We start from the raw sequence: 654 nt of genomic DNA on the forward strand, positions 1-654 counted from the left end.
GAATTAATAAATATTTACCAAAAAGAAAACTATGGAAAATTCGAAACGAATTTTAATTATCGAAGATGATCCCAACATCGCCAGCGTGATCGAAATTCACCTGAAAGATTTGGGTTACGATCTGCACTGCGCATACGACGGGCAAGCCGGATTGCAAAAAGCGCTGGAAAACGATTACGCATTGATTATTCTGGACTTAATGCTGCCAAAACTTGGCGGGCTGGAGGTGTGCAAAGGCATTCGTGATCACAACAAATTTACCCCTATTCTGATGCTCACCGCCCGCACGGAAGAATTGGACAAAGTGCTCGGGCTGGAAGTGGGTGCGGATGATTACATCACCAAACCATTCGGGATTCGCGAATTTATCGCACGGGTGAAAGCGATTTTCAGACGCATCGAAGCCGATAAAAAACAAATGGTTGCGGACGGCGAACGCACCCAACTGGATTTCGCGGAGTTAAGCATCGATCTCGATCGCCGAAAAGTGACCGTAGCCGGTCAAATAGTCGAGCTGACCGCGAAAGAATTCGATTTACTCTCGCTGTTCGCTAAAAATCCCGGCAAAACCTACAATCGCCATGCGCTGCTGGATATGGTTTGGGGGTATCAATACGATGGTTACGATCACACGGTGAACTCGCACATCAACCG

General features: G+C 47.1%; 1 protein-coding gene. It reads left to right on the plus strand.

Annotated features, from left to right (window positions below):
* Positions 1–31 precede the first annotated feature (31 nt).
* The coding region (locus tag KDD36_15200) for a response regulator transcription factor (protein ID MCB0397995.1) at positions 32–654 on the plus strand (623 nt) is incomplete at its 3' end.

The sequence above is a fragment of the Flavobacteriales bacterium genome, assembly GCA_020435415.1.
Classification (GTDB): Bacteria; Bacteroidota; Bacteroidia; order JACJYZ01; family JACJYZ01; genus JACJYZ01.